We start from the raw sequence: 882 nt of genomic DNA, 5'->3' as shown, positions 1-882 counted from the left end.
TGAGCAGATGGACCTGAACGTTCTCAGTTTGTTGCACGGCGACGCTATTAAACAATCCATTGAAAGCTATCGCGCAAACCGCACCGAACAGGCGCGTGTTTCGGGTGCCATCGAAGCCTTGGCATGGACAGCTGGATTCGCGCTTTTTGTCGTCGTTATCCTGTGGCTGCATCGGCGTATTCGCCGCCGTACGCTGAAACTGGTCAAGCGTTACCTCAAGGATGTCGAAACCGCGACCGCGAAAAGCGTTCAGGCCGAGGCCATCGCCGCGTTGATCCGGTATGCTCTGAATTTTGTCCTGCTGGTGATCTTTTTCCTCGGCTTCTACTACTATCTCTCCTTCGTTCTGCTTGCCTTTGCCGAGACGCGCTATTTCGCGCAACTCCTGCTGACCTACTTGACCGAGCCGGTCCTGCTAATCTTCAAAGGCATCCTCAGCTACATCCCAAACCTGATCATGTTGATACTGATCGCATGGATAACGCTGTATATTATCCGGGGCATGCGTGTGTTCTTTGACGCCGTCGAGGCGGGAACCTTTGACATGGGCGATTTTGAAAGCCACTGGGTGAACCCGACCTTCAACATCGCCCGCGTCGTCGTTATCCTGATCGCTCTGGTCTTTGCTGTCCCTTACATCCCCGGGTCAGACTCGGCGGCGTTTCAGGGGCTGACGATTCTGGTTGGTGCCATGCTGTCGCTGGGCGCGAACTCGGTCGTGTCGAACATGCTGGCGGGGCTGTTTGTGATCTATCGCCGCTCGACCTCTATCGGGGATCGGATCCAGATCGGGGACCATATCGGCGATGTGGTACAGATCAAGTTGATGGAGACGCATCTGAAGTCCATCAAGAATGAACTGATCTCGATCCCGAACGCCCA

At 54.9% G+C, this 882-nt stretch carries 1 protein-coding gene; it reads left to right on the top strand.

Going from position 1 to position 882, the window contains the following annotated elements:
• Window positions 1–882: mechanosensitive ion channel domain-containing protein (locus tag ACR0EL_RS21970; RefSeq protein WP_480502286.1), on the top strand; the 882-nt coding region annotated here is incomplete at both ends.

It is taken from the genome of Ruegeria sp. AH12 (assembly GCF_056541465.1).
The sequence above is the reverse complement of the archived record's forward strand: the minus strand, read 5'-3'. Positions and strand labels throughout refer to the sequence as shown.